The 14,091-nt window shown below is 64.0% G+C and carries 11 protein-coding genes; 4 read left to right on the plus strand and 7 right to left on the minus strand.

Annotated features, from left to right (window positions below; all coding sequences use genetic code 11):
- Nucleotides 1-138: 138 nt before the first annotated feature.
- The 3 genes from H2LOC_RS01735 to H2LOC_RS01745 all read right to left on the minus strand — a co-directional run bounded on the left by H2LOC_RS01735 (nucleotide 139) and on the right by H2LOC_RS01745 (nucleotide 5,787).
- The gene (locus tag H2LOC_RS01735) at nucleotides 139-1,365 is read right to left on the minus strand and encodes a 6-phosphofructokinase (RefSeq protein ID WP_136494818.1); all 1,227 of its coding nucleotides are present in this window, start codon (nucleotides 1,363-1,365) and stop codon (nucleotides 139-141) included.
- Between the two features lie 99 nt (nucleotides 1,366-1,464).
- Nucleotides 1,465-4,278: a preprotein translocase subunit SecA gene (secA, locus tag H2LOC_RS01740; RefSeq protein WP_136494819.1), complete on the minus strand. Its 2,814-nt coding sequence runs from the start codon at nucleotides 4,276-4,278 to the stop codon at nucleotides 1,465-1,467.
- 513 nt (nucleotides 4,279-4,791) lie between these two features.
- Entirely contained in the window at nucleotides 4,792-5,787 is a 996-nt protein-coding gene (locus H2LOC_RS01745; RefSeq protein ID WP_246206942.1) for a polysaccharide deacetylase family protein, read from the minus strand.
- Nucleotides 5,788-5,796: 9 nt separating this feature from the next.
- Between H2LOC_RS01745 and H2LOC_RS01750 the strand changes: the two genes are divergently transcribed.
- Nucleotides 5,797-6,246 (plus strand): GNAT family N-acetyltransferase, encoded by a 450-nt coding sequence (locus tag H2LOC_RS01750; RefSeq protein WP_136494821.1) that lies wholly within the window; start codon nucleotides 5,797-5,799, stop codon nucleotides 6,244-6,246.
- A gap of 204 nt (nucleotides 6,247-6,450) precedes the next feature.
- Nucleotides 6,451-7,308 (plus strand): right-handed parallel beta-helix repeat-containing protein, encoded by an 858-nt coding sequence (locus H2LOC_RS01755; protein ID WP_136494822.1) that lies wholly within the window; start codon nucleotides 6,451-6,453, stop codon nucleotides 7,306-7,308.
- Nucleotides 7,309-7,398: 90 nt separating this feature from the next.
- Here H2LOC_RS01755 and H2LOC_RS01760 read toward each other — a convergent pair whose 3' ends face one another.
- From H2LOC_RS01760 to H2LOC_RS01775, 4 genes are all read right to left on the minus strand, one after another.
- The gene (locus H2LOC_RS01760; protein ID WP_136494823.1) at nucleotides 7,399-8,880 is read right to left on the minus strand and encodes a bifunctional aminoglycoside phosphotransferase/ATP-binding protein; all 1,482 of its coding nucleotides are present in this window, start codon (nucleotides 8,878-8,880) and stop codon (nucleotides 7,399-7,401) included.
- Between the two features lie 85 nt (nucleotides 8,881-8,965).
- Entirely contained in the window at nucleotides 8,966-10,396 is a 1,431-nt protein-coding gene (locus H2LOC_RS01765; protein ID WP_136494824.1) for a lipopolysaccharide biosynthesis protein, read from the minus strand.
- A gap of 33 nt (nucleotides 10,397-10,429) precedes the next feature.
- Nucleotides 10,430-12,067, minus strand: coding sequence for an outer membrane beta-barrel protein (locus H2LOC_RS01770; protein WP_246206943.1), 1,638 nt, complete (start codon nucleotides 12,065-12,067; stop codon nucleotides 10,430-10,432).
- 162 nt (nucleotides 12,068-12,229) lie between these two features.
- The gene (locus H2LOC_RS01775; RefSeq protein WP_136494825.1) at nucleotides 12,230-12,472 is read right to left on the minus strand and encodes a DUF2312 domain-containing protein; all 243 of its coding nucleotides are present in this window, start codon (nucleotides 12,470-12,472) and stop codon (nucleotides 12,230-12,232) included.
- A 266-nt stretch (nucleotides 12,473-12,738) separates the two neighbouring features.
- Between H2LOC_RS01775 and H2LOC_RS01780 the strand changes: the two genes are divergently transcribed.
- Together H2LOC_RS01780 and H2LOC_RS01785 are read left to right on the plus strand one after the other, a co-directional pair.
- Complete coding sequence (locus H2LOC_RS01780; RefSeq protein WP_136494826.1) at nucleotides 12,739-13,257, plus strand: RDD family protein; 519 nt, start codon at nucleotides 12,739-12,741, stop codon at nucleotides 13,255-13,257.
- A gap of 6 nt (nucleotides 13,258-13,263) precedes the next feature.
- Nucleotides 13,264-13,980: an arginyltransferase gene (locus tag H2LOC_RS01785; protein ID WP_136494827.1), complete on the plus strand. Its 717-nt coding sequence runs from the start codon at nucleotides 13,264-13,266 to the stop codon at nucleotides 13,978-13,980.
- Nucleotides 13,981-14,091 lie beyond the last annotated feature (111 nt).

The following is a 14,091-nucleotide window of genomic DNA, read 5'->3' on the forward strand; positions in this document are numbered from 1 at the left end:
ATGGATCCCAAGGAAAAGACGCCGCTCCCTACCTTTGCCGGGGTGACCAAACCAATGTACAGCCGGCTGCCCAGATTGCAACTGGCGCAGCGTTCACTGTGGGAAGCAAGAACGGCGCCCAAAAGGCCCAGCCGATGCTCAGCCCTGGCCCTTGAGGATTTTAGGCACCCGGGCGAGCCGCAGACGATAGGCGTCCGGCATGCCGCTTCCCAGCAGCGGCCTCAGATAGTAGCGGAAGGCGTCGGTGACGTCCGAGCCGCAGGGGCTGATGAACTCGTCCGGCATGGTCCGGGTTTTCGCCGCCACTTCTTCGAGGGGGGTGAGACGGTAATCCACCGAGTAGAACCCGGTGCGATGAATTGTCACCGTGCCGTCGCGGTCGCCCCATATGGCGTATTGCACCGCTTTTTCGCCCACTTCACGGGCTTCGCGCTGGTCCACGTCCGAAACGCAGCCGACGAAGCTTCTCTGCAGATAGCCGAAGGTGTCGGCGCGAACCCGCTTGAAGCCCAATTTTTCTTTTATCAAATCGGTAAGGTTGTCGGCAAGCGCCCCGCCTCCGAGATGGACGTTGCCATGGTCGTCGCGTTCCACCTGTTTGGCTAGTTTTTCGGCGATAGGCGTATGATTTTCGTCACAAACGCCTTCGGAAACGGCGATGACGCAGCGGCCCAGCCGGTCCATGGTGGCCTTCACGTCGGCCAGGAATTTCTCGACGACGAACGGCCGTTCCGGGATGTAGATGAGATGGGGGCCGTCGTCGGGGAATTTTTTGCCCAGCGCCGACGCCGCCGTGAGGAAGCCGGCGTGGCGTCCCATTACGACACCGATGTACACGCCCGGCAGCGCCCAATTGTCCAGATTTGCGCCAGCGAAAGCCTGGGCCACGAAACGCGCCGCAGAAGGAAAGCCGGGCGTGTGGTCGTTGACCGTCAGGTCGTTGTCGATCGTCTTCGGGATGTGGACCGCTCGCAGGGGATAGCCGTGGGCCTTCGCCTCCTGCGAGACGATGCGCACCGTATCTGAGCTGTCGTTGCCCCCGATGTAGAAGAAACAGCCGATCTTGTGGGCCTGCAGGACCTTGAAGATTTCCTGGCAATATTTGAGGTCCGGCTTGTCGCGGGTGGAGCCCAGGGCCGAAGAGGGGGTGCCGGCGACCAGCTCCAGATTATGGGTCGTTTCCTGGGTGAGGTCGGCGAATTCCTCGTTGACGACGCCGCGCACGCCGTGGAACGCGCCGTAGACCCGCTCGACCTCGCGGAACTTCCGCGACTCCAGCACCGCGCCTACCAGCGATTGGTTGATGACGGCGGTGGGGCCGCCGCCCTGGGCGACGAGAACCTTGGAAAAATCGATCTTGGACACGGGAATGGTCTCCGGGACTGGGTCGTCGCTTCTACTTCAGGCCGCTCGAACCTTTCCGTTCGAGCGGAAAGCGCGCTGACATGGAGGCCGGGCGCCCCATCAGGCCAGGGCGCCGTGGCAGTGCTTGTATTTCTTGCCCGAGCCGCAAGGGCAGGGCTCGTTGCGGCCGACCTTGCCCCAGGTGTTCTCGTCCTGCGGGTCGCGCGGCTGGACCGGCGCGGGCGCCAGGGCGGCGGGCGAGAAATCGGCGGACGCGAGGCGGGCGTTGAGGTCGGCGAGCGTTCCCTCCTCCGCTCCGGCGCTCTCGGGGGCGGGGTGCATCATCTGCAGCGGCGGCAGTTCCGGAGGCGCCGAGGGCGGGGCCTCGAACGAGACGTCGACCCACATGAGCTGGCTGGTCACGCGGTCGTCCCAGTGCTCCATCAGGGTCTTGAACAGCTCCAGAGCCTCGGATTTATATTCGTTGAGAGGGTCGCGCTGCGCCATGCCGCGCCAGCCGATGACCTGACGAAGGTGATCGAGCGCCACGAGGTGGTCGCGCCAGAGATAATCCAGCGATTGGAGCACGACCTGCTTTTCGATCATCCTCGCGAGGTCGGGCGTGATTCTTTCGGCCTTCGCCGCATAGGCCGCGTCGGCGGCATGCAGCAGCCGCTCGCGGATCTCCTCGTCGGCGATGCCTTCTTCCGCAGCCCAGTCCTTGATCGGAAGATCGAGATTGAGCTTGGCCTTGACCTCTTCCGAAAGGCCCGCGACGTCCCAGGCTTCGGCGTAGGCGTCGTGCGGAATGTGGCGCGCCACCAGCCCGCCGACGACGTCCTCGCGCATGTCCGCGACCTGCTCTTCGACGCTCAGGTCCGCCATGATCTCGCGGCGGCGCTCGAAGATCACCTTGCGCTGGTCGTTCATGACGTTGTCGAACTTCAGCACGTTCTTGCGCATGTCGAAGTTGCGCGCCTCGACCTTCTGCTGCGCCTTTTCGAGCGCCTTGTTGATCCAGGGGTGGACGATGGCTTCGCCCTCCTGAAGCCCGAGCTTGACCAGCATGGAATCCATGCGCTCGGAGCCGAAAATGCGCATCAGGTCGTCCTGCAGCGACAGGAAGAACTTGCTGCGGCCGGGGTCGCCCTGGCGGCCGGAGCGGCCGCGCAGCTGGTTGTCGATGCGCCGGCTTTCGTGGCGCTCGGTTCCGATGATGTAGAGCCCTCCCGCAGCGATCGCCTGTTCCTTGAACTTCGCGATCTCGGCGCGGATCTCGGCTTCCCTGGTTTCGAGCGCGGCCCCTTCCAGCCCGGCGCATTCCTGGGCGACGCGCATTTCCACGTTGCCGCCGAGCTGAATGTCGGTGCCGCGGCCCGCCATATTGGTCGCCACCGTGATCGCGCCGGGCACGCCCGCCTCGGCGACGATATAGGCTTCGAGCTCATGGAAGCGCGCGTTCAGGACCGCGAAGAGTTTCGACGGCTTGCCTGCGCGCGCGGCCTGATAGAGCTTCTGCAGGGCCTTGGGATCGGAAAAGTCGATCTGGCGATAGCCCTGCTTGGCCAGATATTCGGCGAGCTGCTCGGATTTTTCGATCGAGGTCGTGCCGACCAGCAGGGGCTGCATATTGGCGCTCGCGGCCTCGATTTCCGCGGCGATCGCCTTGAGCTTCTCGTCCGCGGTCCGATAGACCTCGTCGTCTTCGTCGAGACGCTGGACCGGACGGTGGGTCGGAATCTCGATCACGTCGAGCTTGTAGATCTCGGCGAATTCCGCCGCTTCCGTGGAGGCGGTGCCGGTCATGCCGGCGAGCTTGTCGTAGAGGCGGAAGTAGTTCTGGAAGGTGATCGACGCCAGCGTGACGTTCTCGGGCTGGACCGCCACATGCTCCTTGGCTTCCAGCGCCTGATGCAGGCCTTCCGAATAGCGCCTTCCCGGCATCATGCGCCCGGTGAACTCGTCGATGATGACGACCTCGCCCTTGCGGACGATGTAGTCCTTGTCGCGCTGGAAAAGCTTGTGGGCGCGCAGCGCCTGGTTGATGTGATGGACGATGGTGACGTTCTGCGCCTCGTAGAGCGCGCCGTCCGTGAGGACGCCGCCTTCCGTCAGCAGCTCCTCCATATGCTCGTTGCCTGCGTCGGTCAGGCTGATGGAGCGCTGCTTCTCGTCGAGGTCGTAGTCCTCGGGGGTCAGGGAAGGAATCAGCCGGTCGATCGTGTTGTAGAGATCGGACTTGTCGTCGACGGCGCCCGAAATGATCAGAGGCGTGCGCGCCTCGTCGATGAGGATCGAATCCACCTCGTCGACGATGGCGAAGGAATGCCGGCGCTGCACCATCTGCGCCAGCTCGTATTTCATGTTGTCGCGAAGATAGTCGAAACCGAATTCGTTGTTGGTGCCGTAGGTGATGTCGCTGGCGTAGGCCGCCGCGCGGTCCTCGTCGGAAATGTCGTGGACGATGGTCCCGACCGACATGCCGAGGAACCGGTAAACCTGCCCCATCCACTCGGCGTCGCGCTTGGCGAGGTAGTCGTTCACCGTGACGACGTGCACGCCTTCGCCCTTGAGCGCGTTCAGATAGACGGGAAGGGTGGCGACCAGGGTTTTGCCCTCGCCGGTGCGCATCTCGGCGATGCCGCCCTCGTGAAGGACCATGCCGCCGACCAGCTGCACGTCGAAATGGCGTTGTCCCAGGGCGCGCTTCGCCGCTTCGCGTACGGTCGCGAAAGCCGGGACCAGAAGATCGTCGAGCTTGCGGCCGGCCGCGAGCTGTTCCCGGAATTCCTGCGTGCGCGCCCGCAACTCGTCATCCGAGAGCGCCGCCACCTCGGGCTCCAGGGCGTTGATGGCGCGGACTTTCGGCTGGTATGTTTTCAGGCGGCGGTCGTTGGCGGAGCCGAAAATTTTTCTGGCGATGGCGCCCAACATGCAAGAACCTTTCTGTCTGGACCGTCGCCTGTCGCCCGCGCGGCGCGGCGCTTTCGATGAAACCTGAAAATTTCGTGGCTCACGCGGCTCCCGGCCATTCCGAGACTCGCCGCCAGATGGGTTCGCCAGGTTTCGGCTCGAATTTTTCCGCCGGAGAGATAAGAGGCGCCTCTATCCTTGTCAATGTAAGGAAAAATGGCGGGCTATCCGTTCGAACGGCGACGTTCGAGCGGCCATGGATCGCGCCAGACTAGCGGGGCCATGCGCCTTCGTACAGGATTGGCGCTCAAGTTTTGCGACAATGCCGCCTTCCGGGCGAAGACGGGACAGAGGGCTCGGCATCGCCTTTTGCCTCTATCCAGGCGGTCATGCTTCATCAACTGCAGCGCTTGATCAATAGATGCGGGATGTCTTGGAATACACATTTATTGATTCGGATCACGCTTCGAATGCCAAAGTGTTGTCGCCAGATGTCTAGCAAAAATTACTACTAATTTTTGTATTTATTCTGTTCTACGGCATTTTTGTTTGTGTGAAAATGTCGTTTTTCGCCGGCGCTTCGACGATGGGGCGAAAGGGCTTCGGCATTTTGCCCTGGGCGACGAGCCGGTTGAATATTTTCAAGCCGGCCTCTTCATTGCCGTTGGGGTGAACCAGCACGATCGAACCCGGCCGGGGCGGGGGCCCCAGAGCGAGCCAGCTGTCCGATCCGAGGACGATGAGGTGCCTCTCCCGCAGTTTTTCCATCAAGGCCTCGTCGGACACGAGGCCGGGAAAGCGGAAGAACGCCGAGGGCGTCGCGCCGCCCGAGATCATGAGCTTTTCCGTTTCAAGGATTTCCCTGCCGATGTCGACGCCAGGGGTGAGAAGATAGGTCTGGCCGTCCGGGCGACCCCGGACGTAGGGGTGCCTGAAGGAGTGGTTGACCCAACTGATGGCCAGGGCGCCGCTTTCGGCCTTGCGCTTCAGCCACTCCCAGTCGGGGCCGTGCCGCTGGATCCATAGGCCCGAGACGGCCAGCGCGATCGGCGTCCGGGGCTCCAGCGCTTCAAAAAAGCCGCGGTCGAGTGGCTTCCGGCTCGGGCAGAGGTCGCCGGTGAGGAAGCTTCCGCCTCCCTCGCCATGAATCAATCCCGCGTTTTCCAGCACTTTGGGAATCGTATCCCCGGCGGGCTTGCGTAGCGCTGCGATAAAGCGGGTCCCGCTCTCCTCCGCATCCGAGGCGTCGGCGCAGCGCCAGCATTCGGCGCGCTCGATGCGGGTGGAGAGCGACTCGGGGTCGACCATGAACAAGAGGGCCGCGCCATTGGCTTTCATGCTTCGGATGGCGAGTCGCTTTGCGCCGGCTTCATTGGCGCAGCGCTGGAATATCGGACGATAATCCTTCAGCACAGCGCCTTCTGCGGCGACGGGGGCCGAGCACAGCCCTTCCTGCGCAAAGACGGGGGCCGTCCGGATTGAAACGATCGCTGTGACGGCGAACAATAGCGCCGCGAGTTTTTTCGGCATGGGGTTCATATGGCTTGCGACGAAGGGTTTGACCAGCCGACGCTTCAGTTCAGCTTTCAGATCGACGAAGCGGGCGAGTCCCCTTTTGTCGCGGTGTTGCTGGCGGCGGAGATCGCTCCGAAATTCGGACCGCGCGACGAGCGGCCCTTTTCGATTCTGGCGAGCGACCAGCAGGGCGTTTTCATCGGCGGAGCGAATGGTCAATCCCATTGGCGATGGCTCTATGTCAGGCATTTTTTCGTGGCCCCGGAATGGCGGCGGCGGGGCCTCGGGCGCCGGCTCATGGCGCAGGTCGAGGCTCTCGCCAGGGCGAGAGAGTGCGTCGGGATATATCTCGATACATTCGAGGAAAGCGCGGCCCGTTTTTATGAGAGCTGCGGCTTTGCGCGCTGCGGCGGAATCGAGAATTTTCCTCCCGGCGCGGCGCGGATTTATCTGAAGAAAGAGCTGTTTTTCTAGCATCTTGCAGGGCAGCGGCGGGCGCCGGAACCCGGCGCGAGCCCTTCGCCGCGACGATTAACGCCGACGACCCCCGCTGCTGCTTATTCTTCGCCTACGAGAGTCAGAACTGCTGTGACGTTTTATGACATCGACCAGCAAGCGAACAAAGGCCATGCTTAAGCCGGCTTGGTTCGAGCCCGGGCATAGCAGGGGAGTGTTTTGATGTTCGGATTGAAGGCTTGCGCGGCCCTGGCTGCGATCGCCGCCACCATCGGCCTTTGCGCGCCGGTTCAGGCCGGAGCCGGCATTTCGGCCTGGGTTTCCGCAGCGGGACAGGATGTCTCCGGCTGTGGAATAGTGACCTCGCCCTGTCGCACCTTCCAATATGCCCACGACAATATTCTCGGCGCCAACGGCGGCGACATTCTGGTGCGCGACTCCGGCAACTACGGGCCGCTGAACATCACTAAATCGGTGTCGGTCGTCAACGACAGCGCGGGCACGGCCGGAACCGGGGCGCCGGCCAACCAGACCACCATCACCGTCAACACCCTTGGCGCCGTTCTGCTCAAGGGCCTGACCCTCGACGGCGTCAACGGAGCCTACAACGGCGTCACTGTCCTCGGCCCCGGCAATGTCACGATCGCAAGCTGCACGGTGATGAATTTTAGCCGTTACGGCGTCTATATCAACGCTTCCACTGGAAACGTGAACTTTTCGATCATGGATACGCTCGTCCAGAACAGCATCCAGGGCGTTGGCACCGACGGGATCGGCCCCTACTCGGTGAGCGGCGACCTCAACAACGTCAGGATTGTGGGTAACTCTTTAGCTGGCGTCAATGCGGCCTTCCTCGGCGCTCAACATCTCACCATCGCCGACACGCTCATTTCCCGCAACAACGATGGACTTTTCGCCTCCGGCGCCAGCGCTGTCGTGGCCCTGCGCCATTCGACCATCACCTCGAACACACAAGGCTACAATATCGTCTCCCCGGCAGTGGTTCAAACCTATGGCGACAATGTGATCAGCGGCAATGGCGGCAACAGCGGGACGCTCACACCGGTTTCGCCCAACTGATGCAGCAGGGCTCTTCGGTCGGGGCGCGACGCCGGCCCGAGTATCCAAACCCGAAAGCGTAGAACGCGCTCCAACATGCTTTAGCGTCCGTCAGCTCGAGACGAGGCGCCCGAGTTCTTCGACCACCGCGCCAAGATCCCGCTCGGCGTCGACGCGCCTCCAGCCGATGTCGCCGGAGTCCTTGTGCATCTGCGCTTCCAGCACTTCCTGCGTCGCGTCGGAGGGATCGCCCTGGCGGGCGCCGACGCGCGCGATGCGGGCTCCAAGATCGGCTTCGAGCCAGAACCCATCAAAGGGCGCGCCGGCGTCTTGCGCGACCTGTTCGATCTCCTGCCGGCTATCGGGCCGGTCGAATACGGCGTCGACCACCGCGGGCCAGCCCGCTTTTGTAACGCTCGCCGCCTGTTCCATCATCATCTTGTAGACGCGCGCCGAAACCTCGCTGGCGTAAGCCTCGGGGGGCAGCCGCTGCGCCGGCTCGGCGCCGAACAGGCTTTTGCGCAGCCGGTCGCTGTTGATGGTTCGCGCGCCGGGCGCCGCCCCGATCGAAGGCGCCAGTTCCGCCGCGGCGCTCGATTTGCCGGAGCCGCTATATCCGCCGATCGCCACCAGCCGCGGCGAGCCGTCGCCTGCGAGGCTCTGGGCGAGACGAAAATAGTCGCCGGCCTCGGCCGGCCGGTTTTGTTCCGCGGCCACATAGGCGCGGATGGTCGCCCTCAGCGAGCAGAATAAGGGCAGGAGGGGAAGCCCGTCGGTCTCGTCGCGCCGGTCCAGATAGCGGTTGAGCGCGAGATTGGCCAACAAGGGGAGCCCCACGCGCCAGAGATCCATCAGCAGAAAGGCCAGATCGTAAAGCACGTCGACGGAGGCGAGTTCGTCCGAGAATTCCAGACAGTCGAAAGGCGTTGGCTCTCCCTCGAACACGCATATGTTGGCGAGGGTCAGGTCGCCATGGCAGAGCCGGGTCTTGCCCTGAGAGTGGCGTGCGTCGAGAAGCGGGGAAAACCGCTCCAGCAACGCGCCCAGGCGGGCGAGATGGGCGTCGACCGCCGGTCGCGGAGCCGGCGGCGTCTCGCGCAGGCTGGCTTCCGCCAGGCCGAGAACCCCGGCCATGGCTTGAGCTCCGCCCGACCGGGCGACGATCTCCGCCTTGTCGTGGAAAGCGGCCAGCCGCCGGGCCAGCCTCTCGATCAAATCGCGGCTGAGCGCGCCGGCCGCGGCCATGCGGCTGAAGGAAGCGGCGGAGTCGAAACGGCGCATCTCCACCATGGCGTCCACGAGCTCGCCGGGGCCGTCGAGTTCGAGCTCGCCGGAGCTGGAGCGCGTGATGCGCCTTGCGCCGAGGTAAAGTCTGGGAGCGAGGCGCTGATTCAGGGCGGCTTCCCGCTCGCACATTTCGAGGCGCTTCTGCGGCGTGGAGAAATCGAGATAGGGAAAGACCACGGCGCGTTTGAGTTTGAACGCCCGGCTCCGGCCCAGGATCACGCGGGAAATATGGGTCTCGGCGATCTCGCTCGGCCCGTCGAGCGCGGCGAGATAGCGTAGCGTCTCCTCCTGCGAGTCGGCTTGCATTGGGCTTTCCCCTCCGTCTGCGCCAGGAAAACACGAAACTGGTTCACAAACAGCCCCGCCGCATTGCGAGTCGACGACAGGCGGGTCAACAATCGGCGCGCGCCGAAACTCGCGGGCGGTAGAGAAGCAGGGTCCGCAGGCCTGCGAGATCGAGCGCCGCTGCGGTCGCAAGGTATACCGCGGCTCCTACGGCGATCTGCGCGCCCATTGCGAGCGGCCCCGGCGTCAGCGCGCGCAGTGGCAGCGCTGCGGCCAGCATGAGCGCGCTGGCGAATAAGGTCCCGAGAACGTCCCGCGCCCGCGGCCACATCGGCTCGAGCAGGAACAGCATGAGAAACAGGGCGAGCATTCCGGCGAGGCTGGACAGCGACTGGGCCAGGGCGAATTTGGCGGCGTCGGCGCCGGAGGGCAGGAATTCGATCGCGAGCAGATTGACGAGCACCGCGAACAGGGCGCCGATGATGAGCGGCGCCAACCGGTGCGAGATCTGATAGGCCGGATTGAGAGCGTAGTTGATCAGAGCGAAGGCGGCCAGGGCGGGGGCCATCAGCGTGAAGTAATGGGCGAAGGGCCCGCGGTAGTTCTGGGGTACGAAAAGGCTTTCGAAGCTCGGAAGAATGAGCCAGCACCCCAGCACCGCCGGGACGACGATGGCGAAAACGACCCCCATATTGCGCGAGACCTGGGCGCGCGCGCCCTGGGCGCCGATGGTTTTTTCCGCGCGAACCGCAATCTGGAACAGGATCACGTCCAGCGCGGAGCCGATCGCTCCCACGATGCGCACGCCGATCTCGAAAGCGAGCGAGAGCTGGCCGGCCTCGGCGAATCCGAGGGACTGCGAAACCACGACCCGGTTGAGCAGCGGCGTCGACTGATAAAGGATATTCGCGGCGATGATGGGCAATCCGTAGCCGAGGAACCTCAGCGCCAGCGCCCGGTCCGGCGCCGCCCTGCGCGCATTGGGATCGATGAGGCCCTCTCTCGCCGCCACGAGCGAGCCCGCCGCGCTGACCATGAGGCCCAGCAGGGCGATGCGCGCGGAGCCGAGCGCGAAGGCCCCGCCGACGGTCAGGAGGAACGCCAATATGTTCTTGACGATGACGAGGACGCCGTAAGGGCGATCGAGAAAGCGCGAGCGGAGCAGGGCGCAGGAAAAATCGAACATGCCGTTGGTTATCGCCACGCCTATCGCCAGAGAGACGAGGTCGGGCGAGAGCGGGAGGTCGGGTCCGATGAAGAATGCGCCGATCGACGCCGCGCTGGCCGCAAGCCCGATCCAGACGAAAGCGCGATCCAGCGTGGCGCGGACCTGCGGCTTTTCGGCCTGGTCGCGCTGGGAGTAGAATCTGGTGGCGGCGAGCCGAAGCCAGTCGAAACAGAGCAGCTCCAAAATGACCGACGCCGCGAGCGCGACGGTGAAGCGGCCATATTCGGCGGGGCCGAGGAACTTCGCGACGAGCAGGCTGACCACGAAGTTCAGCAGGCTGTTCGCCGTGAATACCAGCATCATCCACATGCTTGCGTCTTCTCTCCGCCGGCGGAAACTTCGCTATTCCTGTATCCGCAGCCCCACGAGAAATACATTTGCGGTGTAATCGTCGCCCGCCGTATTGCTCGTCAGCCGCTCGTGGGAATAGCTCGCCTTCACGGCCACCGATCGCGTGATCTTGTATTCCAGCTTCACGCCCGCGGTGTAGCCTTTTTCCAGGATATCCGCGCCCTGGTAATTGTTGGTGAAATAGCTGCCGACCGCCGAGACGGTCAGGTTGCGCAGCAGGTCGTGGGAGAGCTGTCCCGTGACGGTGTGGGTCAGGGCGCCGGAGGCGTTTTGCACCGTCGTTTCGTTGAGCGTCGTCGCGATCCGCAGCGTCGCGGTCGTGAGCGGGGTCGGGGTGTAGATCAGGGCGGCGTCGACCGTCGGGCCGCGCAGTTGCGGCAGGCGGATGTCCTTGTAGCTGCGCTCGGCGTATCCGCCGGAGGACTCGCCGCGCAGGAGGTCGCTGATCTTGATTTCCGCGCCCGCCCGCGCCGCGACGCCATCGCTGTCGCGCGCATAGCCCCACGGGTCCCTGTAGGCGTCGTGAATGCGGGTGTCGTAGGTCGCTTCGGCGAAAGGCTTCAGGGCCGGCGACACTTCATAGGCCACCCTGCCGGAGACGCCGTAGTCGTTGAAGTCGGTGCTGACGAGATCGAGGCTGGTGCCGTCGCTGTAATAGGCGTCCTGATACATGGTCCGGTCGAAGGAGCCGCGCAGCGTCACCTCCAGCCGGTTGAATTTCTGAGTCACGCCGTCGCTCGTGCCCACCGAGAAGATGATGGGACGATTGATCACGGTGACGTTAGGCAGCCCGGAGGAAATAGCCGGCGCGCCGGGTCTCTGGGTGTCGAGCGTGAACCGCCCGGCCGTGACGAAGGAGGTGTCCCTGGTGATTTCGTAGCGGCCCGAGAATGCGCCGGCGCCGTCGGGCCGATTGGCCTGCTGGTAATCGAAATAATCCGCATAACCCAAGCGCATGTCGGCCTGGAAATCGTCCCGCGCCCAGTCTGAGCGCAGTTTGAAGCCGGCGTCCGCCCGGAACAACTTCGAACCGGTCGGATTGGAGGTCGAGGAAAGCCGATCCGGGTTGCTGTCGTAGCCGGTCGAGGTTTCGATGAAAGGCGTCAGGCGAAGCGAGCCGATCCCGATGCCGACCGGATCATAGGGATTGGTTTCGACCTTGGGCCTCGCCTTCGCCCTGATGGTCTGGGGCGCCGCGACGGTCGGCGGGATTTCGGGCGCGGGGTCGCCCTCCTTGCGGCGCATTCGGGCGAGGCGCCGCGCCACGGCCGAGGACTTGTAGGCTTCCAGCGCCGGCAGCGGATTTTTGGGCTGGCGGGGCGCGCCCGCATGGGTGCGCGCGGGAGGATAGCGCTTCGGCAGCTTGGTTTTGGGAAGCGGCGCGCCGTAATTCGAGCCTTGGGATTGGCTGTCCGCGCCTCTCAGCCCGCTGCGCATCTGGTCGACGTCGATGGAGGAATCGTCCCGCAGGCGCGGCGCGCGGCCGTCGGAGGTCGAGAGCGGCGGCGGCGATTGGCTGGGCGGCGATTGGCTGGGGAAAGTCTGCGCCAGAGCGCGCGCCGCGAACGCCATGGCGATGGCGAGCGCAAAGGGCGCAGCTGCTCGGCTGTAAACTCTCCGGGGCGGCAATCTATCCTCGCGCAGACGTCGAGCCGATCCAGGGGGCGGCTACGATCATCAGCGATAAGGACTTATGGTTAACGCGCGCTTACCGGGAGCCCTGGAGCGCATCCGCAAAAGAGGATGCGCCTTCGCGTTGAAACGCGCTCCAGACTTCATGCCAGGCCCCAATTACTCCATGCCGAGGGCGGCGAGATAGAGTCCCAGGATCTCTTCTTCTTCCTCGCGCTTGCTCTTGTCCTGGCGGCGCAGCGAAACGATCTTGCGGATGATCTTGGGGTCGAAGCCGGTGCCTTTGGCCTCGCCATAGACATCCTTGATGTCGTCGGCGATCGCCCGCTTCTCTTCTTCGAGCTTTTCGATGCGTTCGATGAAGGCCTTGAGATGGCCTCCATCGACCAGATTGTTGTCCATCGGCGGTTCCCGGGGGGTTGCGCGCGGAGCGCATGGCTCGCAGCGCGTGTGAGGGCCGAGGGGCTACGCCCTCGGCGGGATGATTCCGTTTGAGGCATGCAACGGGCGCGCGCGCGCCGTCAAGCCGCTTGCGCGGGAATTCCCGTTATCCACCTCTCCATCCGCCCCGATTGCTCGTCCAAGACCCCATTCGCCCAACCAACCCGCTTGAAAAGCTTGTCGCAGTCGACGACATTTGCGTCGTCGAGCAAAAGAGGCGGTCATAAATGAGTCGCAGCGATGGGCTTCAACCTCGCCCCGTCGAGAACATAGGGCCGCGCATTCCGCGCGCAGCGCTGGAGGGGGTGCGCACCCGGCGCATCACCGCGGTGGCGCTCGATTTCCTGATCGTCTCATTCCTGTCGGCGCTGCTGTTTACAGGCCTCCTGTTGCTGAGCTTCGGCATGACGGCCATACTGCTGCCGCCGATATTCCCGCTCGTCGCCTTTTTTTACAACGGTTTGACCGTGTCGGGCTGGCGGATGGCGACCCCGGGAATGCGTCTCGTGGATCTCGAGGTGCGCACTATGGAGGGGCGGCCGGTTCCCTTCATCAACGCGGCGGTCCATGCCGTGCTGTTTTACGTCACCACGCTCGCGCCGCCTTTGTTGCTGGTCTCCTTCATAACCTCTGACAAGCGTTGCCTGCATGATATTCTGGCCGATGTAATAGTGCTTCGCCGGGCGGACACGCGGATCGGCTTCCGCCCGGACTTCGAAGGCGCCGATCGGATCGAAAAGGACTAAAGCCACGTGACCAGAGAGCTTCGGGACGCGCCGCAGTTCTATCTCACGGCGCCGACGCCATGCCCTTATCTGCCCGGCCGCGACGAACGCAAGGTTTTCACCCATCTCATCGGCCGCCGGGCCGTGGCCCTGAACGACACTTTGACCCAGTCCGGTTTCCGGCGTTCCCAGACGATCGCCTATCGGCCGGCCTGCGAATCCTGCAGGCGTTGCGTCTCCGTCCGGGTGAAGGCGAACGACTTCGCTCTGTCGCGCGGGTTCCGGCGCGTCCTCAAGCGTAATGAAAACCTCGTCGGGGAAGCCCGGCCGCCCCGCGCGACGGCTGAGCAATATCGGCTGTTCCGCGCCTATGTCGAAGCCCGCCATTACGACGGCGGCATGGCGGACATGGGCTTTTCCGACTTTCAGATGATGGTCGAGGACAGCCATGTAGAGACGCGGATGCTGGAATACCGCGATGACACGGGCAGGCTGGCGGCCACCTGCCTCACCGACCATCTCGCCGATGGATTGTCGATGGTCTATTCCTTCTACGAGCCGCAGTTCGAACGGCGTTCGCTCGGCGCCTTCATGATTCTCGACCATATGGCCCGGACCCGGGAGCTCGACCTCGAGCACCTCTATCTCGGCTATTGGGTCGAGGGGTCACCCAAAATGGATTACAAAGCCCGCTTTCTGCCCCAGGAGCGGCTGAGCATGGACGGCTGGCGCAGGATCGAGTGAGCGCCCGGGCGCTCGAAGCGCCGCCCGCGCGTCTTGCGCCGGGAACTCGAAAATCGGGCCAGGCCGTTTCCGGGCCGATTTGGCGCCGGCTGTCACAAAATAGCCGGACTA

Origin of the sequence: Methylocystis heyeri (assembly GCF_004802635.2) — a bacterium.
Taxonomy (GTDB): Bacteria; Pseudomonadota; Alphaproteobacteria; order Rhizobiales; family Beijerinckiaceae; genus Methylocystis; species Methylocystis heyeri.